General features: G+C 48.3%; 20 protein-coding genes and 2 tRNA genes. 11 read left to right on the top strand and 11 right to left on the bottom strand.

The genetic code is table 11. The features are described 5' to 3' along the window. The first annotated feature begins 234 nt into the window (after positions 1-234). From E3E27_RS06885 to E3E27_RS06880, 3 genes are all read left to right on the top strand, one after another. Positions 235-2,310, top strand: coding sequence for an STT3 domain-containing protein (locus tag E3E27_RS06885; protein WP_371731569.1), 2,076 nt, complete (start codon positions 235-237; stop codon positions 2,308-2,310). After that, positions 2,307-2,594, top strand: a complete 288-nt coding sequence (locus tag E3E27_RS10820; RefSeq protein ID WP_371731568.1) for a hypothetical protein — start codon at positions 2,307-2,309, stop codon at positions 2,592-2,594. Before E3E27_RS06885 ends, E3E27_RS10820 begins: the two co-directional genes overlap by 4 nt. A 150-nt stretch (positions 2,595-2,744) precedes the next feature. Next, positions 2,745-4,274, top strand: coding sequence for a flippase (locus tag E3E27_RS06880; protein WP_167773956.1), 1,530 nt, complete (start codon positions 2,745-2,747; stop codon positions 4,272-4,274). Here E3E27_RS06880 and E3E27_RS06875 read toward each other — a convergent pair. The 9 genes from E3E27_RS06875 to E3E27_RS06835 are packed head-to-tail and all read right to left on the bottom strand — an operon-like array spanning position 4,271 to position 15,382. Continuing rightward, complete coding sequence (locus E3E27_RS06875; protein ID WP_167773955.1) at positions 4,271-5,659, bottom strand: sulfatase-like hydrolase/transferase; 1,389 nt, start codon at positions 5,657-5,659, stop codon at positions 4,271-4,273. The genes E3E27_RS06880 and E3E27_RS06875 overlap by 4 nt on opposite strands. Further along, positions 5,629-6,828 (bottom strand): glycosyltransferase family 4 protein, encoded by a 1,200-nt coding sequence (locus E3E27_RS06870; RefSeq protein ID WP_167773954.1) that lies wholly within the window; start codon positions 6,826-6,828, stop codon positions 5,629-5,631. The genes E3E27_RS06875 and E3E27_RS06870 overlap by 31 nt, the downstream gene beginning before the upstream one ends. After that, positions 6,825-8,123 (bottom strand): glycosyltransferase, encoded by a 1,299-nt coding sequence (locus tag E3E27_RS06865; RefSeq protein WP_167773953.1) that lies wholly within the window; start codon positions 8,121-8,123, stop codon positions 6,825-6,827. The genes E3E27_RS06870 and E3E27_RS06865 overlap by 4 nt, the downstream gene beginning before the upstream one ends. After that, positions 8,123-9,934 carry a hypothetical protein gene (locus tag E3E27_RS06860; protein WP_167773952.1) on the bottom strand — a complete coding sequence of 604 codons (1,812 nt, stop codon included), beginning with the start codon at positions 9,932-9,934 and terminating at the stop codon, positions 8,123-8,125. The genes E3E27_RS06865 and E3E27_RS06860 overlap by 1 nt, the downstream gene beginning before the upstream one ends. Then, a complete protein-coding gene (locus E3E27_RS06855) occupies positions 9,924-11,018 on the bottom strand; it encodes a glycosyltransferase (RefSeq protein WP_167773951.1) in 1,095 nt (364 codons plus the stop codon). Before E3E27_RS06855 ends, E3E27_RS06860 begins: the two co-directional genes overlap by 11 nt. Continuing rightward, complete coding sequence (locus E3E27_RS06850; protein ID WP_240910682.1) at positions 10,990-12,147, bottom strand: hypothetical protein; 1,158 nt, start codon at positions 12,145-12,147, stop codon at positions 10,990-10,992. The genes E3E27_RS06855 and E3E27_RS06850 overlap by 29 nt, the downstream gene beginning before the upstream one ends. Positions 12,148-12,202: 55 nt before the next feature. After that, complete coding sequence (locus tag E3E27_RS06845; RefSeq protein WP_167773949.1) at positions 12,203-13,252, bottom strand: DUF354 domain-containing protein; 1,050 nt, start codon at positions 13,250-13,252, stop codon at positions 12,203-12,205. Continuing rightward, positions 13,233-14,498, bottom strand: a complete 1,266-nt coding sequence (locus E3E27_RS06840) for a nucleotide sugar dehydrogenase (RefSeq protein WP_371731567.1) — start codon at positions 14,496-14,498, stop codon at positions 13,233-13,235. The genes E3E27_RS06845 and E3E27_RS06840 overlap by 20 nt, the downstream gene beginning before the upstream one ends. Beyond that, positions 14,495-15,382, bottom strand: a complete 888-nt coding sequence (locus E3E27_RS06835) for a glycosyltransferase family 2 protein (RefSeq protein ID WP_167773948.1) — start codon at positions 15,380-15,382, stop codon at positions 14,495-14,497. The genes E3E27_RS06840 and E3E27_RS06835 overlap by 4 nt, the downstream gene beginning before the upstream one ends. Before the next feature lie 409 nt (positions 15,383-15,791). Here E3E27_RS06835 and E3E27_RS06830 point away from each other — a divergent pair. Beyond that, a tRNA-Glu gene (locus E3E27_RS06830) sits at positions 15,792-15,869 on the top strand. A gap of 13 nt (positions 15,870-15,882) precedes the next feature. Further along, positions 15,883-15,960, top strand: a tRNA-Ile gene (locus E3E27_RS06825). A 395-nt stretch (positions 15,961-16,355) separates the two neighbouring features. Here the strand turns inward: E3E27_RS06825 and E3E27_RS06820 are convergent. Beyond that, complete coding sequence (locus E3E27_RS06820) at positions 16,356-17,675, bottom strand: helix-turn-helix domain-containing protein (RefSeq protein WP_167774081.1); 1,320 nt, start codon at positions 17,673-17,675, stop codon at positions 16,356-16,358. Positions 17,676-17,899: 224 nt separating this feature from the next. Here E3E27_RS06820 and E3E27_RS06815 point away from each other — a divergent pair, with 224 nt between their 5' ends. From E3E27_RS06815 to E3E27_RS06800, 4 genes are all read left to right on the top strand, one after another. Next, entirely contained in the window at positions 17,900-18,079 is a 180-nt protein-coding gene (locus tag E3E27_RS06815) for a zinc finger domain-containing protein (protein WP_012572828.1), read from the top strand. A gap of 18 nt (positions 18,080-18,097) precedes the next feature. Further along, positions 18,098-18,373: an elongation factor 1-beta gene (locus E3E27_RS06810; RefSeq protein ID WP_014788662.1), complete on the top strand. Its 276-nt coding sequence runs from the start codon at positions 18,098-18,100 to the stop codon at positions 18,371-18,373. 103 nt (positions 18,374-18,476) lie between these two features. Further along, a complete protein-coding gene (locus E3E27_RS06805) occupies positions 18,477-18,761 on the top strand; it encodes a DUF4258 domain-containing protein (protein WP_240910681.1) in 285 nt (94 codons plus the stop codon). Continuing rightward, a complete protein-coding gene (locus tag E3E27_RS06800; protein WP_167773947.1) occupies positions 18,758-18,982 on the top strand; it encodes a DUF2283 domain-containing protein in 225 nt (74 codons plus the stop codon). Before E3E27_RS06805 ends, E3E27_RS06800 begins: the two co-directional genes overlap by 4 nt. On the opposite strand, the gene E3E27_RS06795 is transcribed toward E3E27_RS06800, so the two are convergent. Then, a complete protein-coding gene (locus E3E27_RS06795) occupies positions 18,979-20,004 on the bottom strand; it encodes a tetratricopeptide repeat protein (RefSeq protein ID WP_167773946.1) in 1,026 nt (341 codons plus the stop codon). The two genes, E3E27_RS06800 and E3E27_RS06795, sit on opposite strands and share 4 nt — an antisense overlap. Positions 20,005-20,306: 302 nt before the next feature. Here E3E27_RS06795 and E3E27_RS06790 point away from each other — a divergent pair, with 302 nt between their 5' ends. Together E3E27_RS06790 and E3E27_RS06785 are read left to right on the top strand one after the other, a co-directional pair. Then, on the top strand, positions 20,307-22,151 hold the full coding sequence (locus tag E3E27_RS06790; protein WP_167773945.1) for an anaerobic ribonucleoside triphosphate reductase: 1,845 nt from the start codon (positions 20,307-20,309) through the stop codon (positions 22,149-22,151). A 28-nt stretch (positions 22,152-22,179) separates the two neighbouring features. Further along, on the top strand, positions 22,180-22,890 hold the full coding sequence (locus E3E27_RS06785; RefSeq protein ID WP_167773944.1) for an anaerobic ribonucleoside-triphosphate reductase activating protein: 711 nt from the start codon (positions 22,180-22,182) through the stop codon (positions 22,888-22,890). Positions 22,891-23,015: the final 125 nt, after the last annotated feature.

Raw genomic sequence — 23,015 nt, 5'->3', positions numbered from 1 at the left:
CGCCGTACAGACGAGGCCGCTTTCGCTTTAGTCTCCCCTGCGGGGCACTCCTCATACGGTATTAAGTGCTTTAACTATATAAACCTTTGCTTTTATTTAGTGCAAAATTTTCTCGAAATAGTTCGAAATAATTTTGTAAACATCCCGCCATTCCAACGCGACGGTTGCGCAACGCTTTTATTACTCTGTGATGTTTGTGAATTGTGGGATAACCTGCAGTAAGAGGGGACTTTAATGGGGTGGAGGAGGTTTGAAATAGCATCCCTTCTGTACATCATCGAGCCTAGGTTTGCGGCCCCCATCGTAACCGCTACCGCCCTCCTCTTCCGGCTCCTTCCACTGCGCTTCAAGTACCTCCTCGGTTACGATCCATATTTTCATCTCGCGTATATTCGCTACGCGCTGGAGAAAGGGGAATGGGTGAACTTCTTTCCCTACGCCACCGGCCCGTGGGGCTACCAGATAAGCCGTTTCCATCCCCTCGGTCTCTGGATGACGCCCGCATACTTCTATAAGCTCCTCTCCCCGCTGGGCGTTTCCCTCTATAATGCATTCAGAATAACACCTGTGGTATTCGGCGTCCTCACCGTACTGTTCACTTACCTGGCCGTTCTAAAGCTCTACGGCAAAAGGGAAGCCTTTCTCTCGGCGTTTCTTCTGGCGGTGAGCTTCGGCCACGTCTTCCGCTCCATGGCCGGCTACTACCGCGGGGATAACTACATGCTGTTCCTTTACAGCGCGGCCCTCCTGGGAACCGCCCTGGCGCTCTCCAAGAAATCTCCTTCCTGGAGGTATAAACGGTTGGTCTTCTACCTCCTTCCCGGAGTTTTCGCCGGCCTTTCTGCGGCATTCTGGCAGGCTTACTACCCCATATTCGCCTTTGTTACCGCCAACGCCCTCTTCCTCGCCGTGGGTGCGTTCCTCCTCAGGAGGGACAGGTACATCGTCGATTCCCTGGCCATCCTGACCTCCCTGGCATTTGGTGCCATCCTGGCCAACTCAATAGGCCTCCACCTCGGGTACGGCATGGTGGGCGCCACCCACTGGCTCGGGAGAAAGCTGGCCGAGGAGCTCGGGGTTCAGTTCGGGTTCGTCCGGGACCTGTTCCTTCTCCTGTACCTCAAGTACACCATTCCTCTCTCGATGGCGACTGTCGGTGCCTTAGCTGTCCTTTCCAGGCTCGTTCGCGATGAGAAGTTGAGGGTACTGATGGTCGCGATTGGGGTTGTCGCCGCGTTCTGGCTGGTTTTCAGGTACTATGGCATCGTAAACGATGCTCTCCTTCGTATCTTCCCAGAAAGTCCAATAGCTGAAACACAGAGGACTTCTTTCGGCGACTGGTGGAAGGCGTATGGCATAACCGGGTTGTTTATCCCCCTGTTTTTCTTCCGCTCCCTGAAAAGACCGGGGGTAGGTGACTTCCTGCTTCTTGGGACAGTGGTGGTTATGTTACCAATGGCGGTCATCTGGACGAGGTTCCTGTTCATAGCTTCCCTCGCCGTTGCGATAATGTCGGGCATCGGTCTGGTGGCTTTCCACGATACCCTGCTCTCCTGGAATAAAAAATGTGCCGGAAGCGGGCGCAGGTGGTTATCCCTGCTCACCTCGGCCCTCTTGCTCGGCGTCTCGCTCTTTTCTGCATACCATGGCTTCAGCGCAACATGGGGAGTTCATCCCATTGTAAATGAGGGATGGGATAATGCTTTGATGTATCTGGGGGAGCACTCCAACATAAACGACGTCGTCCTTACCTGGTGGGATCAGGGGCACTGGGTGACCTACTATTCGATGCGGGCCCCTGTTGCTCAGGGCGGGCCCAGCGGATGGGTGGCCCGGTACTACCTCGGTCTCAAGGGGGAAAACGACCTGATGAAGCTCGGTGTGGACTACATCATAGTCTCCTACGATACCTTGGTAAAGTTCGGGGCGGTTATGGAGACTGCTGGGGTGGATCCGGACGGGTACGGTCTCGTGGTGCTCCACAGGGTGCCCTCCAGTGGTGCGATCCTCATTTTTTCCAACGGGCCATACTCCATAATGGCCGTCCCGGGGAAGGAGTGGGACGTCAAGGTGAACATCGGCGGGCGCTTCCTGCTGCCTTCAAGGGTCTTCGTTGAGAGCGGTGCTGAGGTTAATGAGGTGACGACCTCCGGCCGTCCCACAGCCGACGCCTATGTTTACATCAACCTCAACTACGGCTACGCCGTGCTGATGAACGGCAACGCCTTCGATACCCCCTGGCACGGCTTATGTTCACGGACGAGTACCCAGAGGATTACTTCCTCCTGTACTCCGACGGAGGCTACGTGAAGATTTTCCAGTTCAAGCATCCTAACGTCGTTGTAAGGACAGAAAACGGCTCCATCGTCCTCAGGTTCACCAACGCCACCGGAACCGGGGTTGGAATCTACGGCTACCTCGACAACGGCACGCTCGTCTTCAAGAAGTGGTACGGGGTTAAGGGAAAGGATTCCTTCGTTCTCCCCGCGGACATCAACGGAAGCGTCGTCATTCGCTACACCTACGTCCAAGGGAAGACAGTGCTGGATAGGGGAGTTTTTAGGGTGGAAGACGTTGTCCCAGCTCGCGGCTAAACTGGGAGCCGGTCGATAAACTCGTCAGGATGTTGGGAGGATGTACCGCTTTAAAATGTATGAGACGCTTTGGTCATCTGTAGGAAAGTATAAGCTAAAGACTCACCGTGAGTCAATCATGAGTTAAATGAGTCAAAAAGGTGAAACCCCATGAGCGAGGCAAGTCAAGCACTGCAGAAGATTGCCAGGGGCACGGGGATTGTTTTTGCCGGGACTGTCATTTCGATGCTCCTTGGATTTTTAAGCAGGGCGGTTATAGCTAGGTACTTTTCCACTGGGGAGTACGGTGTGTTCAACCTAGCATTGACCGTCCTCAACGTGGTCTTAGTTATTGTTATGCTTGGATTTTCAAATTCCCTGCCCAGGGAGGTTGCGTTTTACAGGGAAAAAGAACCCCAAAAAGTCGCTGACCTGACTTCCACCGCTTTAATAATAGTCGCCCTGAACAGTCTGTTCTGGGTGGGGGTACTCCTACTTGGGGCCGACGAACTGGCCGGGCTTTTCAATGATGACAGGCTGGTCTCTGCGCTCAGGGTGGTGGTTTTTGCCCTGCCGTTTTGGGCCCTCACGGGGGTAATAATCGCCATTTCCCGCGGTTTTGGGCGGGTCCGGGAAATGGTCTACATCCAGAACGTCCTTTACCCCCTGATATGGCTGACCATTGTTCTTTCCCTTGTCCTACTCCGGCTTCCATTCACTGCCGTCTTCTGGGGCTATGTGATGGCCCAGTTCCTCACGTTTGCGGTGCTCCTCCTTGAAACCCGCAGGATTGGGCTGATCACTTTCAGCCTTTCTGTCCGGCGTGAGGTGGCCAAAGAGCTGGTGCTCTTTTCCGTACCCCTCATGCTCGTGGGAATACTGAACTTTCTGATGACCTGGACGGACACGCTCATGCTGGGGCATTACAAGGGCTCGGAGGTCGTTGGCCTTTACAACGCCGCCTCTCCCCTGGCCCGGCTGATACCGGTGTTCCTTGGTTCTGCTGGCATACTATACGCTCCAATAGTCACGCCGCTGTACGCGTGGGGGAAGATTGGGGAGATGGGGAGGGTGTACCGGATACTCACCAAGTGGATATTCTTCCTTACCTTACCGCTCTTCGCCCTCCTGTTCCTGTTCCCGGAGGTTGCCATCTCCTTCTTCTTCGGACAGAAGTACCTGGCGGCCGCCCAGGCTCTTAGGATACTGAGTGCTGGCTTTATGTTCCACACCCTCCTGGGGCTCAACGGACTTTCACTGCTCGTCATCGGGCAGCCCAAGCTCAACATGATCGGGGACACGTTTGCGGTGGTTTCCAACGTTGTCCTGAATCTTCTTTTGATCCCCGAGTATGGAATGACCGGTGCGGCGGTGGCCACGGCTGTTTCCTATTTCGTTGCCAACGTGTTCAGGTCGTTCTGGCTCTACCAGCGGACGGGGATTCATCCCTTCGGCTGGAGCTACGTGAAGCCGCTGGTCATTGGATTCTTTCTTCTGGGATTGGTGATGGTGAGTCCTTTGCAGGTATCAAATATATGGTGGGCAATTTTGGTCCTGGCGGCCTTTTTCGGAGTTTATATTCCTCTGGTGCTCCTCAGCGGGAGTGTCGATAAGGAGGATGTTGAGCTGATCTTGGCTATAGAGAAGAAGCTTGGGGTTGATCTGGGGATAATAAAGAAAGTGCTGAAAAGGTTTGTTTAGATTTTTATCTTTGGGACTTTGGCAACGGTGGCGGTCTTGAGGAACTTCATGACTTCCTTTTTCATGTGCTTTACAACGTCTTCCGTAACTTCCACGTTGGGATCGTAGGATATGATTTCCTCGAACTTCCAGTCCGTGACGTTGAAGATGCCCTTGAAGTTCTTGTAGTAGATGGCGATGCGGTATTTATCATATTTATTGTATTCCTCAATTTCCTTCTCATTTAGCATACTATCTATGTTTTTGTCTGAGCCGTATGATTCCGAAAATGCAATTCTTGAATATAGACTTTTATCATCAGTTAATTGTCCCTTTATTGTTTTCAATATAATCTTTGGTAAGGTTGTGAGACTAATATAACCTCCGGGGTGACTATTATTTGTACTGAGTTCCGTATTTTTAGGATATTTTATCAGTAGTGGGACTCTTAGGAGTTCGTCATAAAGAAAAGTTCCATGGTTAAACTTTCCGTGTTCTCCGAGTAGCTGACCATGATCGCTCGTCACAATGATGAGGGAGTTATCAAAAAGTCCCCTCTTTTTCAGAATATTGAAAAAAACAAGTAACTGTGCGGTGACGAAGCGAACCTCGTCCAAATATGCTTTTCTAAGTTTCTGAAGGCATCTATCACTAATTTTGTTTCTTAATTCTTGCTTGAAATTAAGAAGATATGGTACTGAACCACATAGCCCGAAAAAATATGGGTCATGAACTTCCATTAGGTTAATAAAGATGAATTTTGGGTCTGGATTAGAGGTTATTGAGTATGACTTTTTGAACATAGAAATGAGGTTTTTTGAACCTTTGTTCTTTGGCCATCCTTTGATCTTGTTATATAGGTAGGTAGGATATCCTTTGAATGTTTGATTGTTTATATGTTCAAGAGCTAGCTTTAATAGTAGAATATACTTTTTGTCATCCATAAATGATAGAATCGTTTTTATTTTTGAATTCTTAATATATCCACCTTTCAATATCACTTCCCGGTCTCTTGAGGATAAAATTGTTATAATGGGGTTAATTCCGATGTCATAAAATTCATTAAACCCTTTGAATCCGCTAGTGGGATGAACATATGGGTTAGCACTAAACAAGTATGATCTGTATCCAATTTCGTTTAGGTTATATGTTACAATTGTTTGGGTATCCCTTAGTTTTATCTGGATGCCTTTCTTATCCTTAGTTTCATGGGCCCCATGGAATGCAGGATACAGCCCTGTTAAAAGTGATGCATGGCTCGGAAGGGTCCATGGTGCGGGGGCAATTGCGTTTTCGTATGCTATAAATCCAAGTTTTTTCAAGTTATCCTCTAAAAATCGAGCGTAATCCTTCCTAAGCGTGTCAATAACGAGGATTATAACATTGGGATCGTCTCCGGTGTGCATAACTTGCCCTCCTTTTCCATAATTACACAACTGTAAATCTCTAAAATTTTCTTTGCAACATTATCCCATGTGAACTGTTTGGCGTACTGTCTTATCTTCTCTCTGTCCCATTCCTTCTCCAGAGCGATTAAAATCTTTTCTGCTAAGTCTTCGGCATTTGCTGGTTCTGCCAGAAGGCCATAGTCTTTTGAGGTGATTATTTGCTCGCTACCACCGTTGACTGTTGCAACCACAGGGGTTCCTACAGCCAGGGCTTCAATGACTACAACTCCAAAGCTTTCCTTTAGGCTTGAAAGCACAAAAGTGTCTGCTGCATTCATCCAAAGGGGGATTTCTTGGTGGGGTTTTGCTCCTACAAGTTTAACATGATGCTCTAAGTTCAGTATTTTGATTTGTTTTTCTAACTTGTGCCTTAGTGGTCCGTTTCCAATAATGATAAGGAGGATATCATCTCTAGCTTTTACAACTCTCTCCATGGCACTAATCAGGTACTCGTGGCCTTTTATTGGAACTAAATTGGCAACGTTCAGGATTATCTTTTTACCGATTGGGATCCCAAGTTGCTTCCTAGCAATAATTTTGTCCACCTCTCTGAACAAACTAGAATCAAAGCCATTGGGAACATAAAATACATTGTTGTTGAAGTTCTTTAACAGCTCAAAATCTTTTTTGTTGACTCGTATCAGTGCATTAGCATTTTTCCAAGCGGAGTACACAGTCTCGTTTCCTGAATGATATTCTCTAAGAAACCATTCAGGATTTTCATGGACTGTGATTACCATGGGAATATTAAGCACGCTTTTCAGCCTAAGCCCAATAATCCCTGCACTTGTGAAGTGAGAGTGTATCAGATCAACCTTAATTTTTTCTCTATGGATAATTTTTAATATTGCCTTGGCACTGTTGTCGGGATACCTCTTTCTAAAATATGATACGGGAATATGGAAAAATCGGGGGTAGTACACTCGGATATTCCCCCAGGAGTAGTTCTTCAAGTCTCTATCAATCCCGTGGGGCCTTGGGGACATCACTATGATCTCTTTGAAATATTTGCCGAGAGCCGCCACTTGATCTTTCACGAAGATCCCTACAATCTTTGTATTATGTTCGTCTGGGAACCATGGGGAGATTACTAACAGGGTCTTGTCTTTGAATGTCTTGATCGTCATCCCTTATTACCCCCTCCGCTGGTGTGGATAATTTTATCCAACATCCTGCTAATTTTTCTGGCCATCTCAATCTGAGAGTACTTCTCGATGACATCTTTTCTGGGTTTTATCTTAATCTTGTGATAGTATAAGGAAACAATGGCATCTTTCAATGCTTCTTTGTCACCGGACGTCACGAATATTCCCAGCCCGGTCTTGTTTAGAATTTCCTCGATCATTTTATTCTCGATGGGACCGACAGCCAGAATCGGCTTGCCAACAGAGAGGTATTCAAATAACTTGGCTGGGATGGCTTGATAATCTTCTTCTGCCAATAATAACAACAGGACATTGGAATCCATCTGCCATCTGCGTGCTTCCTCTCTTGGCAAAACACCTGTATTGACGAATTCAAACTCTCGGAGTATTTTAAGTGTCTCCTCTGCGAGGTTTGGGCCGAATAAATTAAGTTGTATCTTTTCTTTTGGAAGGGCTTTGGTTTGTACAAGCTCATCTATTGCATATGCCATAGGTAGGGGATTTCTTTTTGATTTGTAAAAACTCCCGGTGTATGTTATTATAAATTTGTCCTGTTCTCTTTTCTCTTTGGGTACACTTGGAACATCTCTTGGGTCAAATCCGTTTTTAATGATTACAATTGGTTTGTCTTTTATTAAAGAGCGTTCATCTTTTTTGAATACCTCATCAACTACGACTATACTATGTGCATACTGGGTTGATTTTAGTTCAATTGCTTGGGATATTAGTCTTCCAATTCTTGTGCGTCTCCACCGGGGATGGAGATTTAATGACCACAAATCCCTGTACTCAGCGATCCATGGAATGTCATACTTTTGGGATATCTCATGTGCTATCATATGAGTAACTTCTGGAGGAGACGTGCTGATAATGGCGTTAATCTCTTGTTTTTTGTATAGCTCGTCGAATGTTTTCAAAAATTCTCTTCTTAGCCGAATATAATCTATAAACATTATCAGATCCAGAATTAGTGATGATAACGTGTCATTTTGGGATATTAATCTGGTTATATGTCTTGGAATGTCCTTTATTTTCGATGTTCCTGACCTTAATGGAGTAGAGTTGCTTCTTCGTTTAGTAAGATTTAGCAGAGTACTCTGTTTTTCAACTTGAACAATATTAAACTCTTCATCTGGTTGAATTCCTAAATTGGGCGTTATTACGATGACATTCCACCCATATTTAGGCAGGTACCTTGCGATGCCCCGGACTCTAAGCCCTCCCACCGCAGGATATGGGGGAAAGTAGTAGGACATAACAACTACAGTTCGCTTCATTAAACCTCCCTCCCACAGACGGTGACAAAGATGGAGATATCATTTGATGTGTATATCCTGTCAATGCCACTATCAACATTCAGTCTATTGAAGTCCCATGGGTAATACCAAAACTTCTGTAGTTTCGGGAGAACTTTCTCGTACTTCATCTTGTCAAAACTCGTTATGAAAATGTAAGCGGGTTCCTTTGGGTAATACCAACAGAGTGTTGTGTGGTTTGGATATCCAAAGTGTGGAGGTAATGCATCAGATCTGGGGAGATACCATTTTGTAAAAGGAGAGCCTAGGGATTCAATCTGGTATGGGTTAAGGATCAAAAGGGCATATCTACCGAGGGGAAGGTTATATGTCCCTGAGATCATGTATGTTTTGTTGAATTTCTCTACAAACCACATTACCCCCGTGAGCTCGCTCTTTGTTGTTTGTAGGTTTGGTGTTAGAGTATAAGGGGAGGGATATAATGTTATAAACCCTGCTATAAACATCAAAGCTAGCCCTATTACTATGAGTGTCTTTGTTCTTTTTCTTGATAATAGCTTGTGAATAGTGCTTCTTTCTTCGACGATTAAAATCAGTAGTGAGAATACTAAGAGATAATAGAACAATCTTAGGGGACTGAACCCGACGGGTATAACAAAAAGCCCGACCATTATACTTCCTATTAATACAAATGCGCGCAATATACCTGATCCTTCCAAAATGACCTTCAGAGGGTTTCTACATTTAATGATCCTTAAGACAAGTGAAATTCCTGCGAGCATAACAATGGACAATTGAAGGCCCCATAGCTTTAATAAAGTGAGAAGGGGATTGTACCCATAACTGTTAACAAGGTTCAAATTGTGACTCAATGAGGTTGCTGGCGTGGTTATATGACCACCTCCCGCAAAAAGGGTATAGAGTGATTTTATAAAAAGAACTCCTGGCCAAAATTGAAACATCCAGATAACGAAGATTATTCCCATCATACCAACAATATAAATTGGCACTTTATTGTCAGTTGAGTTGGAGGATAGGTAAAATGCCACCAACAATATAACCCCAACAACGAATGCTAATGGGTGCCAAAGCTGGGCCGCTATGAGGATCATGAGTAACAGTAACATATATTTGTGATTCTTTGCTCTTGTTAGAATGTAGAGAGTGATTAGGAACCATGTCAGGTTATATGAGGCATTTGGTGTCAGGTTCAGATACCATTTATTAATTGGTACAAGGAGCATAAACAAAACAAGTAGCTGGTACACTAGTTGGAATCCATTCTTGGCTAGTAATGTCTTGCTGGTTAAGTACAAAAACACCAAATAGAATATCCAAAAATATGTTGGTAGCCAGTTACTTATGCTAATTAGATTTATATCTGATATTAAGGATAGGGTTGCATGAAATACGTGTAGCATTGGATAATAGTCCGCTCTATAATACAGGTATCCACTGTTCCCTGTCCAAACTCGTCCATATTCCACTATAAACTTTGCATACGCTATATGTGAAGCCGGATCTCCCATCCCGTTCCAAATAAAATATCCTCTTATAATGTGAAGTGAGTAAAGTGTTATCCCTACAATAATTGTGAAAATAGAGCATGCCGGGCACTCTATTTTAAGATCTGGATTTAAAAAGTATAATGCAAGCAAAAAAACGCTAACAATGATTCCAATTAAAACGTATTCCGACTTTGAAAGGTACGCATAAATTGAGTACTCGTACCCATTCGCAGGATGGGTATAGAGGGAGAGTATAAGGGCCTCTAGAGAAATGAATCCAACAATTAGAAGAAGCTTAAGACTAGAATTAACCTTATCTCCCATTGGATTTCACCTTTCTGTATATGCCCAAGGTTCTCCTTGCTATATTCTCCCACGTGAACTGCTCGGCGTACTTCCTTATCCTCTCCCTGTCCCACTCCTTCTCAAGGGCTATTAAAATTTTTTCTGCCAGACACTCCGGATCTTTGGGGGGGCACAGTAAACCATAGTCCTCAGATGTTATTATCTCTGGAACACCCCCCACTGCAGTCCCAACAAAAGGCAGGCCAACACCGAGAGCCTCAAACATCACAGTGGGGTTACCTTCGCTCAAGCTCGGAAGCACGAACAGATCGGCGGCGTTCATCCAGAGGGGGATTTCATGGTGGGGTCTTGCTCCAACGAGTCTAATATGGTTCTCCAAGCTTAGTGTTTTAATTTGCTTTTCTAACTCCTTTCTGAGTGGTCCATCGCCGACTATGATGAGCATGACGTCATTTCTGTCTTTCACAATTTTTTTCATGGCTTCAATTAGATGCCTATGGCCTTTTACTGGTAAAAGGTTACCAATAGTCACGACTATCTTTTTGTCACAGGGTAGATTGAGAATTTTTCTACAGTATGTTTTAGAGATTGGGTGGAATAATTCGTTATCGAACCCATTAAACACGAGTCTAACCCTGCGGGTTATTAAATAGTCGTTAATGACCTCTCTCAGATTTTTGATTTGTTTATCTGATACTACAAAGAAAATTCGAGAATTCTTGATGACAATTTGAAATATCGCTTTGTATTTATTTATAAATGCCTTATCTGGTCTGTAATGGAAGGTAACAATAAAATTGAGTCCAAGAATTTGGCTCCAAAATGCTCCCACTATCGCGGGGATAAATCCTCCCAATGGCCCAGATGACTGTATGTGCATAATATCGAAGTTTTTGGCTACCGTTAACAATTTAATCGAAAGCCCCAAAGTTCGCTTATAGAGCTTGATCAAATTAGAAACTACTACTGGATACTCTCTGTTGGGACTTATATTGTAAACTTCCACTTCAACACCTAACTTTCTGAGGGCCTTTGTAAGTTCTTTAGTGTGAGTTGAGACACCTCCAGCCTTTTCAATTGGTCCAACCATGAGAACTTTCATTGTCATTTCCCTCCACGAATAACAATGTGGTCAATGCCAGCATCATCCAGGCCTGAGCCCATCTCATGTAGGGTATTTTGTTAACGAAACCAGGCCATTTGTGAGTATAAAAATACCCACTTGAATCCTGCATGTTCTTGATAGTCCATTCCGCTATTCTTTCAGCGAAATTCAAGTATTTAGACTCCTCAAACGCTCTGTAAAGCTTTGATAAAGTTATTATTCCTTGGGCTTGATTATGGATATCTATTGGGTATTTTATGGGATGTCTGTAATAGGACCACCCCTCTTTAGAAAATTGCCGGGTTATGTAGAAACTCACCCCCTTTTCTATAGCATTTAAGGACTCGTCCTTTAAATTCTTATCCTGGATATATGGCAAAAACGCAACAAGCCCGTCCAGTATAAATCCCTGGTGGTAATCAATCTGCCAGTAATAGATTCCAGAGTTGATATACAATGAATACGGCCACGCCCCGTCACTTCTCTGATGCTGGAGCAAAAGTCTTGTGACCTTTTCTCCAATCTCAACAAGGTTATTGTCAAACCGATGTTTTAACATGGATGACATTGTTTCAAGTGCCAGTGCCGAGACGTTAAAGACAATTTTGCCTTCCTCTTCTGGGGTGTACTTGAAATAAGCCTTGTCTGAGGACATCTCCAGGAGATCCTCCCTTAGAAATTTCATCGCTCCACGAGCAAGATTGAGGTGTTTTTTTGTACCTAACACCTCGTATGCAGTGACAAATGACTTTAAAGACTCGGTAACACAAATTATATCCGGTAAGGAATGCGAGAGGTAGTGTTTTGGGGCAATGTACGGAAAATAATAGCTTGCGCACGAGAATTTGTGGCTGTCATAACAGATATTTTGTTCTTCTAACTCCTTTAAGAGATATTTAGCTTCAATTTTGAACTCCTCATAGCCAGTTAAGGCATATAGGTATAGATATGCCCTTGAGAACAGCGCCAGGGCCTTGTTAGCGCGTCCCTTTTGGATCCCAAAAAGAGGTCGTAGGTTAATGGGGGAATACAGATTCGTCTGTATCATGAGAATATTCAACAGTTTCTTGTCTGTGAATTTCCTTGAAATATCCCCGCTAAGCCCATCGTATGGGTCCCATCCCATATACCTTTCACGCTTCACCCACAAGTATAACGAGTTTAACGAGTCCCAAAGTAGTTTAGTATCCATATTGACCCCCAATAAACCCCGTTATCTGAGTAATCACCTGCTTTTTAACTTGTTTTGCCTCTTTAATCTCCTTCTCTTTTCTTCTACTCCAGCTATCCACAACATACTCTACAATCTCCCCCGGCTCCCTTGAGTGCAACATCTTTCCTTTCTCAACCAAATCCCTGTCCACAGCGAGCAACCTCTCGCCCGGGAAGAACGACACCGAAGGCACCCCCATAACCGCTGCCTCCCTTGCCATCGTTCCGGAGCCCGTGAGGGTTGCCATTGAGTGGTATATCAGGTTCAGCCCGTCCAAGGCCCTGGGAGGTATGTAAACGTTGCCGAAACCTTTTGCCAGCGCCCCCTCCTCTTCATTCCTCGGGAGGTACACGACGTTTATGCCCTCCTTCTCAAAGAGCCTGAGAAGTTCTGGCACTAAAGATTTGCCGTGAAGGACGTAGAGAGAGGTTAGGGATTCCGGCCTTACCACAACGTATTCATCAAAGGGAATCCCGCTCTCATCGAGAAACCTCGGATTCGGCTCGAAGTCGGCCAGGTATATGTGCTCCTTGTAGCCGGGATAAGTCACCACCCGGTCCCCAAAATACTCTCTAAACGTATCCTCCGCAACCTCCGGAACGAGAACGATATCTGCCATCCTCTTTATCCTGGACTCAATCCTCTGGAACAGCGGTTTTTTCCCGATGAACTTCAGGTCATTGTCCAGCATTAAAACAACCCTCATCCTCCTCAGCTTTCCAGCTGGGATTGGCATGGCGTTCTCAAAGCTCAGGAGTAGCTTCGCGTTGGGTGCTTTATAGAGCAGGCGGAAAGTCCTGCCCGCGAAGGACAGGGATTTCATGAGAGGGTTGTATTTATCCGAACCGAAGACCTGGCCGTCGAGGCCGTACATTTTAATCAGCTGGGCCGTCTCGCCCCGATTGAAGCCCGTAACGTAGATGGAGTATCCCCTGAGCTCGCGGATTATGGAGGCGATCACGTGAACCTGAGGGGTATTGGCAACGTCCGCCCAGATGTCATAGGTCTTTCTTCCCATTTCCAAGCACCCTGATTTTAAATCCCGCCTCCTTCCATTTCTCGTGGTCAAGGATGTTGCGGGCATCGAACACACATTTGTTCCTCATCAGTTTCCCCAGCTCATTCGGGTCAAGGAACCTGAACACATCATGGTCTGTTATCACTACTATGCAGTCGCTGTCCCTGACGGCCTCTTCCAAGCTCAGCAGTGGGTACTCGAACTCCTTCACGAAGGGGTCGTAAACCTTGACCTTGAACCCGTCGTTCTCGGCCAGCCGTATAAACCTCAGCGCTGGAGTCTCACGGGCGTCATCAACGTTTCCTTTATACGCAACGCCGAAAACGGTAATCGTTGGGTACTCTACTCCCTCCAGCATTTCCCTAACCCTACGGAGGGTGTAATTGGGCATGGTGTCGTTAACATGCCTCGCAAGAGCTATCATCTTTCCATTGGAGGAGTCTTGGATAACAAACCAGGGATCGATGGCTATGCAGTGCCCTCCAACTCCCGGCCCGGGCTTGTGAAGGTTTACCCTCGGGTGCCTGTTGGCGAGATTAATAGCCTCCCAGATGTTGATTCCGTACTCCTCCGCGATCTGGGCCAGCTCATTGACGAGGGCAATATTCACATCGCGGTAGGTGTTCTCGATGAGCTTTACGAACTCCGCTGTTGTCGCATCGGTCAGGTAGATATTACCTTTAACAAATGAGGAGTACAGCTCTTTGGCCCGCTCTGCCGATTCAGGAGTTATGCCACCTATTATCCTATCGTTGTGAATCATCTCATGGATCGTCTTTCCAGGAATTGCCCGCTCGGGGCAATGGACAACGTGGAAATCGATGCCGGCTTTTAGGCCGCTCTTTTCAAGTATCGGGATGAGCAGTCTCTCCGTGGTGTTGGGTGGCACGGTTGATTCCAGTATGACGAGGTTTCCCCTCCTTAGATGTGGATAAACCATCTCGGCCGCGGATTTTACGTATTTCAGGTCTGCGGCCTTGGTGTGCTCATCAAGGGGAGTGGGGACTGCGATTAGAAAGACGTCGGACTCTTCAACACTCGTTGTGGCTCTGAAGTTGTTCCTGGCCCTTTCAAATAGCTCCTCCAACCCTGGCTCTTGGAAAGGAAGCTTTCCTTCGTTCAGCATGCTCACTTTCCTCTCATCAACGTCAACGCCAACCACCTCATGTCCGGCCGCCGCGAACAGCAGGGCCGTTGGGAGACCTATGTATCCGAGACCGAGGACGGAGATTTTCACTTTAATCACTCCCTCACCATCTTTGCCAGCACGTTCAGCGTTAAACCTGCGACGAACAGCTGAATCCCAATTATAGTGAAGATGCCGGCCCCCAGCGCTTGGGTCAGATACACTCTTCCTTCTTCGTAATACGGCGTCATCGCCCACAAAAACAGCCCCCCGGCTATGACGAACGCTATGAGCGATAGGGTGCTGAAGAGGAGTAGCGGGCGCTTGTACCCTATCAGGCCGAGGAGCCCTCCGAGTAGCTCCAGTCCATGGCTGAGGGGGTTCTTCTTGTGCTTGTTCGGCACGTCGTAGCGGACGGTGATGGGAACTTCCCTGATCCGTATCCCCTTCTCGGCCAGGTGAACCAGTGCCTCCCCTTCCATGCTGTATCCATCACCGTTCAGTTTGAGTATCTCCTCCAGGGTCCTACGGTTCATAGCCCTGAAACCAGACTGGAAGTCGGTTATCTGAACCCCATCTATCGTTAAAGCCGCTGTGGCGTTAAGAATCTTTAATCCGAACCTGCGGTAAATGGGTATGTTCTTCTTGGAGTCCTCTAAAAACCTTGATCCGATGACCAGATCTGCTTCGTCTTTCAGGATTGGCTCTACGAGCTTGGGTATTTCCTCCGGGTTGTGCTGGCCGTCAGCATCAATACAAACGACTACTTCGTAACCTTTCTCGAAAGCGTAGCGAAAGGCCGTCTTGAGAGCATGGGCCTTTCCCATGTTTCGAGGGTGTTTTATGACGTACGCTCCAGAAGAGATAGCTACCTCATGGGTTCTGTCCCCGCTCCCGTCATCGACGACAAGAACATCGCCGTACTTTTTAGAAAGGGCGACAACTGAGCCGATAGTCAGCTCCTCATTATATGCTGGAACGACTATTAGGGTATTATTGTGCATGGGCCCCACCGGTGGCATCGTTGGGATACGTTCAGATTTTCCATTCTGATTCGAATAACATTCATTGCTCAAAACATGAGTCATATTTGACTCGGGTATTGATTTGTTGGCCCCTGTCTTTTAAGCTTTTCTAACCGCTGTGGATACTGAAGTCTGCAACCTGAACGTTACTTGTAAGAAAATCGCCCTGTTCAGGTGCGAGATATGAATCCTCACCGTGTTCCTCGGGACATTTGTTAGCGCCGTGTCCTTTAAACCTGGCTGGGCGGGTGATTTTTGACAGTAATATGTTAATCGTTCTCGTTTCTTTGCCCTCCTATTCTGCGGAGATGTTTTTAGTAGGAGATGGGTTGCAATGGCAGCCGACCGAAAACTTTTTAAACCCTCGCTCCTCCCTAATCTCGGACACGCCCCGGTGGTGTAGCCCGGTCAATCATGCGGGACTCTCGATCCCGCGACCCGGGTTCAAATCCCGGCCGGGGCACCAGAATCCTTCTCCTGGGCCCGTGGCTCAGCCTGGTCAGAGCGCCCGCCTGATAAGCGGGAGGTCCGGGGTTCGAAGCCCCGCGGGCCCACCAGAAAACAAACTTTTGCAGGGCAAAAGTTTGATCAAAAGTTTGTGGCTCTTCTTGAAGTGCAATTCTTGGCGTGGTTTTCTCGCTTCAAAGCCAACGTTTTGGTGGGGAAACTCTTTTGTGGGTTCCTCTGAAGGGATTTACCTAAAAGGACGCCCGAAGGGCGTCAAAGAGAGGTAAATCCACCTGCAAACTGGCACTTGGCTGTATTCCCTTTGATTTCATTGAACCCTTGGGGAGAAAAACCAAACCCCGAACACGAGAACGCAAAGAGCCACCAACTTTGGTGAAACTTTGCCTCTGCAAAGTTTCAGCGCTGGCGGAATGTTTTTGATTTATTGTTCTGTAGAGTCTCCAAAACACAGTTCTCATCAAGGATACTGACGAAAAAGTAGACATTATGCCCTCACATACCGGGTATTCCTTCCTGAGCCGGTTCTTTTAACCAAGCCCAGCTTCCTGAGCCTGTCCAATCGCTCCAACACGGCAGGCTTTGAGAGACCCAGTGCATCTCCGAGTTCTGTACTACTTCTTGGCCTGCTTAGCAGTTCAAGGATTATTTTGTCCTTCTCGTCTAGCAGGGTCTCGGTTCTTTTCTTGAAAACAACTTCAAAGGCGTTTGCCTTGCTTTTGAATTCAACATCCACGAGACCATGCTTCTCGCACTCACTTTTAATCATCTTTATCCCATATCCGTATTTCTCAATATAGCCTGAATCGTAAAGAAGTTGGCTCAAAACCGGGTTTCTTGGTACGTGTTCTGGGTCGTCCAAGTCAACACCCGGCATGAGGCCGCCCGGATTCTTTATCAACAGTTTGTCAGGATAAATGAAAATCCTTACATCACTGGAAACGGCATAGTTCCTGTGGGCGAAGGCATTTATTATGGCCTCTCTGACGGCCCTGGGTGGGTACTCTGGAACCCGAATCCTTTTGGCTCCGAGTGTGACCTCGAACCACTTAAAGCTTCTCTCCAGCTCTTCAAAGAGGTCATCAATAACCTTCCAGACTGGCCCACGGAATTCTTTCACCGCCACTGGTTCATCTCCTTCAATATAGATTATTCTCCCTCCGGCGTAGGGCATATCGTCCACGTCCGTAAAAAAGAGTACCCCTGCATTGGTTAGCTTTTTGTCTTTAACTGCCTTGATACTCCTCAAATAGCGCTCCCAATCTTCCCTAGGTATTTTCCTCCCCCTTGCCTTTTCCATGGCATTGAAGAACCACCCTATGTATTCATCTTTTGCCTCATCCAGGGACTTTACTGGCACTTCGTCCCAGGTCAGTGCCCCAAGCTCCGCGGAGAGCATAACGATTTCCTGAATCGAGAGGGGCCTTATTGAATTGCCTATTCTTATGTATGCCACACCTCCGACCGTGCAGAGGTTTCTTGACTTGGGGACTTTTATAATCAGAAACTCCTTGTCCTCAAGCTTAATTATACTGGTTTCGACATTGACGGGCGGGATTATTGAGAGCAGTGCTTGTGAAATCTTCTCCCTGGCTTCTCTTGCGTCACATCCCACCGGTGTCCCGTCCTTTCGAATACCGATAATTATGTACCCTCCGTCGGCATTTGCTAGGGCACAAATTTCTTTGTGAATATCCTTGGTGGGGTTAACTTGGTTTACGAAACTTAACGAATGTACAATTGGGGGCGAGGGGGCGGAGCCCCCCAATAGCTTGAAAAAAGAGGGGTGCGGGGTGGAACCCCGCATCTTCACACGGTTTCAAGATGGTCTGCATTTGCTGAAAATCCTTCCAGGATACTGACCGGTCTGGTAAGGAAGTGCGGAAAAATTACTGTTTGATGACTTGGTCTACGGACATGAGTCAGCGAATTTATCCCGATTAAAGCCATCTCCCTCGGGGAAAAGCTTATAAGCCAACCCCCGCAATGCCCACCAGTGATTAAAAACCACCTTTCTCGGAGGTGTTCGCAGTGGAAGCCAAGTTCGAGATACCCGTATGCACATCATGCGGAAAGGAGATAACCCCTAGGGAGCACGCCACTCACTTCGTCTGCCCGAACTGCGGCGAGGAGATAATCTGGCGCTGCGAAAGCTGCAGGGTGTTAAGCGTCCCCTACAAGTGCCCCAAGTGCGGCTGGGAGGGGCCGTGAATTAGGAGGTGAAAAGGAATGAGCGACTTCAACCTTGTTGGCGTTATAAAGGTCATGCCGACCGACCCCGATGTGAACCTCGACGAGCTCGAGGAGAAGCTGAAGGCCGTTATTCCCGAGAGGTTCGGCCTCGCCAAGGTCGAGCGCGAGCCTATAGCTTTTGGTCTCGTCGCCCTCAAGTTCTACGTCCTTGGAAAGGACGAGGAGGGCTACTCCTACGACGAGGTCGCCGAGCTCTTCGAGAAGGTTGAGAACGTCGAGAGCGCCCAGGTCGAGACCGTTTCGAGGATTTGAATCCTCACATCTTTTCTCTATAATACTGTTATCACTCTTGAATGCAGTTTTCAGAAGAAACGCAAAACACAATATTTTTAGTTTTTCAGCCGAAATGTGTTTGATGGGAATCGTCTTAACTGACCATGCAAAGGAAAGACTTAGAGAACGGGAGATTGGCATTGAAGAAGTGGAGACCACCGTAAATTTACCGGAGAGGCAGTTTTATGACCTGCGCTCGGGTCATTTTGTTGCGATTGGCCCGAGAAACGTCCCCAACCACTGGCTGATAGTAGCCTACGATAAAAGAGACGATACCATTGAAGTGATAACCGTCATAGACACCAGCAAAAGCCTCGGCAAAATCATTGAGCGAAGATTATCATCCCGGAGGTGGGTTGAGGTATGAAAGTTAGGTATGACCCAAAGGCCGACATCCTCTACATCCTCATTCGGGAGGGCCCTGTGGCAGACACTGACGAGGTTGACGACGATGTGTGGTTCGAGTATGACGAGAACGGGAACGTCGTTGGGATTGAAATATGGAACGCCGGCGAAAACGTTATCAGAAAGAGCCTTCTGGAGATAGAGCGCTATATAAAAGGGCTGAAGGAGGGAATAAAGGCTTAAAGCCCCAAACTTAAACTCAACTTTGGCTTCTTCCACTCGTCGAGTATCGAGCGAAGCTCCTCGTTCTCCACCTTGGCGTAAAGCTCATCGAAGCGCTTCTTGGCCTCATCGTCCCCGGCCTTCCAGCGGGCCAGCTCCGCTATGGCCCTGAAGAAGTGTGCCGTATCGTCCTCGAAGAGCTCGGCAAAGGCCTCCATGTTCTCCGCGACCGTTTCGTAGGCGTTTTCGTTGAAGAGGCCCTCGATGAAATCCACCAGAGTGTCGAAGACGAGGCCAAAGACGTCGTCGCTCACGTTGATGGCCTTGACGAGTGCATCTCTTATCGCCCTGAAGGCCTTATCGTAGTCCTCCCTACCCGCGTGTATCTCCGCCTCCACCAGCTTGGCGTTTATCTCAATCTCGTCGTCGCGCGGGTTCCTGAGGACCTCCCCAATCAGAGCCTCTGCGGCATCGTAATTCCCGAGCTCGTAGTGGAAGTGGGCCAGATCGAGGAGGCTTATCAGGTGGTTCTTCTCGTCGTTTATGCGCTCGAATATCTCCCTCGCGCGCTCCATCAGCTCTATCGCCTTCTCTGTATCACCGAGCTCGTCGTGGTTCACCGCGAGGTTCGCCAGGGTAAGGGCTATCTCCTTGTCGTTCTTCAGAACGTTTTCCTCGTGCTCGAGGAGCTTCTCGTAAGTTTCTATGGCCTTCTCGGGCATGCCGAAGTGCTCGTAGGCGTCGGCCAGGTAGTAGAGCGCGGTCGCGTACTCCTCGGGGTCGTCCTTCTTCCTCTCAACGACCTTCCTGTATAGCTCTACCGCGCTCTCAACGTCATCGAGATGAGCATAGACGTGGCCAATCTCGTGGAGCAGGTCGTAGGGGTCCTCGCACTCGACCGCGATTTCCCCGAGCCTTCCAAGCTCTTCCCTCAGCTCTTCTTCCTCCTCGATGGAGTCGATGTAATCGTCAAAGAGCTCCAAAAGCCTCTCGCAGTTCTTCTCGCTCAGGGCCTTCTCCCATTCAGCCTTGACATCGGCCACTTTACATCACCGCCCTTCGGTTGGCCGAACGGGTTAAAAAGCTATGGTTGCCCGGAGGGGGCATCTTATCGTCAAATATTGACCTATCATTTTGCATTAATGACGACTATTTGTCGATATTTATTCTTTGGGTGGTGTACGTTGTCAGTTTGATTGTCTTAAAGTCATGGATATTTTGTCCATATTGTCGTTTGGCGTAATCTCATGGGGCAGTCTTGGAAAAACGACCGCGGGTTCAAGGAGAAGCGTTATATCGGGCGTTTGCCCCTCCAATTATTGGATAATTTATCCAGGTGATCCTCATGGAGACCTTGAAGAAAGATGTGATCCAGGAGTACGCCGGCTGGAGCAGTCTCGACGTTCTGGAGAACGCGAACCGCTATCCCGGCCCGACTGGCTTCTTCGCCTACGTGATGGAAGAAGCGCTAAAGGAGAGCCTCTCGCTCATTCCTGAGGGGGGAAGGAAGGCCCATTTTTCCGGGGACATCTACATCCACAAACTCCCCTACAGCCTCTACATACCCTACTGCACGGGCCACAGCACGGCGAGGCTCCTTGAGAAGGGTCTCAAAACCCCGACGATCGTCTCAAGGCCGGCCAGGCACTTCGACACCTACGTTGACCACATAGCTAACTACCTCATAACCATGCAGCACTACTTCAGTGGGGCGCAGGCTCTAAGCTCAGTCGAGTGGTATGGCGGACCGTTCATCAGGAAGGAGGGCCTGAGCAGGAGGAAGATACGGCAGAACATCCAGCGATTGGTTTACAACCTCAACTACCCGAGCAGGGTGGGCATGCAGACCCCTTTTACCAACTTCACCGTGACGCTGGACGCGCCGAAGAAGATGCTAGAGGGCGACCACGCCATTTACGCCGGAAGGAAGGCCGAACCCCTCGATGAATACGAGAGGGAAGCGAAGGAGTTCTTTATAGCCCTAACGGAGGTCCTCCGCGAGGGAGATGCCCTGGGCCAGCCTTTCACGTTCCCGATTCCGACGCTGATGGTCACGGCTAAAATGCTCTGGGACGATCCGGAGGTCTTCGAGGCCGTCTTTACCACAGCTGCAAAACGCGGAAGCTTCTACTGGCTCAACACGAACGTAGTTGACCCCGATGCGAGCTACGCGATGTGTTGCCGCATAGCCATTGACAAAACCGAGATGGCCTTCGCCTTCGGTATCTCCGGGAAGAGCGTCGAAGAAGAGACTCTAGAAAAGCTTGAACGCCAGCGCTTCGGTGGCCTCTGGGCGATGCCAGACATCACAGGCTCTGTGAACGTCACGACAGTCAACCTTCCGAGGCTTGCACTCAAAGCCAAATGCGACGACGATAGGTTCTGGGAAGAGTACGAGCGCGTTCTCCAGGTCGTCCGGGACACCACAGATTGGTTCAGGGAGCGCTACGTGAGGCTGATAACGAATTACAGGCACATGTACAGCATGATTCACCTCTATCTTGAGGAGTTCCCGAGCAGTCACTTCAACACCATCGGAGTACTCGGTCTTCCTGAGGCGGCAGCGATTTACCTCAACGAACCGAAGCTCTGGGAGGAAGGGAGCAGAAGGGACTGGCTCAAAGCCGCAGAGGTAATGAAGGAGATGGTCGAGTTTGCAACCGGGAAAGCGAGGGAGTGGATGAGAGAAACCGGAACGCCCTGGAACGTCGAGGAGGTCCCCGGTGAGAGCGCCGCGGCGAAGCTCGCAATCAGGGACATCAACGAGTTCCCCGAGCTCAAAGAGTACCTCAGCGACGCAGGGAATCCGATTTACTCAACCAGCATAGCGCCCTACTACGGCTCCCTCGAGCTGGCCGACAGGATAAGAGTCGAGGAAAAGGTCCAGAGGAGCTTCACCGGTGGAGTTATGATGCACATCTTCCTCGGGGAGGAGCCTGATCCGGAGGCACTGGCGAAGCTCACCAAGAGGCTCATGAGGACCGAGCTGGTTTACTGGAGCTACACGCCGGCCCTGACCGTCTGCAACGACTGTAACTACTCGACAACCGGCCTTCACACTCACTGCCCGCGCTGCGGAAGCGAGAACGTCGAGATATGGAGCAGGATTATCGGCTACTACCGCCCGCTCAAAAACTGGAACCCCTTCAGGAAGAAGGAGTTCTGGACGAGGAGGCACTACTCCTCCTGACGTTTTCTTTTCTCCTGGGGGTGATTCGATGCTCACAGGTGGCTGGAAGAGCGTCAGCATGGTTGACGTCCGCGGAAAGGTAACATTCACGCTGTGGCTCTGCGGTTGCAACTTGAAATGCCCCTTCTGCCACAACTGGCGCATAGCTGAAGGCCTCGACTGCTTCCCCCTGGATAGGAAACTTCTCTTGGAGGAGCTCGAAGCTGGCTCCTTCCTTGTGGACTACTTCCACGTCACCGGTGGCGAGCCGCTGATGCAGTGGGCCGAGCTTTCCTCGCTGTTGGCTGGTGTGAAGGCCCTCGACGTTCCCGTCAGCCTCAACACCAACCTAACCCTCGTCGGACCGCTCGAAAAACTCCTGAAGGCGGGACTGGTAGATCACATAGCAACTGACCTCAAGGCACCGCCCGAGCTGTACGGTCTCCCTACTGAAGTTGCTGAACGGCTCTGGAATCTCTTCCTCAGGGGGCTTGAAGTCGTTTCGGACTACGGTCTTCCTATTGAACTCCGCATTCTCATTCCCAAGGGCTTTGACGTATGGCCATGGGTCGAGGACGGGCTCGGACACATCAAAACGGACTTTTACGTCGTCCTTAATCCTCTCGTCGGAAAACCGCTGACAAATCCGCGAGACGAGGACTGGTGCTCCGCTCACTGCTGGCCAAAGCAAGAAGTCGAGGAACTGAAGGATATGCTGGAGGAACTTGGTATTGAATTTCACGTAAACAGGTGGGCTTAATTCTTTCTGTTTTGGTATTGTCAGAACCATAAGTTAGGAACCTATTGTTTTAAAAAGTGTTAAAAGTTAGCCATGTCTCTCGGATTTTGTATTACTAAATTGGAAATTAGTAGCACAAAGGTGGT

This window comes from Thermococcus sp. MV11 (genome assembly GCF_012027285.1).
GTDB lineage: Archaea > Methanobacteriota_B > Thermococci > Thermococcales > Thermococcaceae > Thermococcus > Thermococcus cleftensis.
The sequence above is the reverse complement of the archived record's forward strand: the minus strand, read 5'-3'. Positions and strand labels throughout refer to the sequence as shown.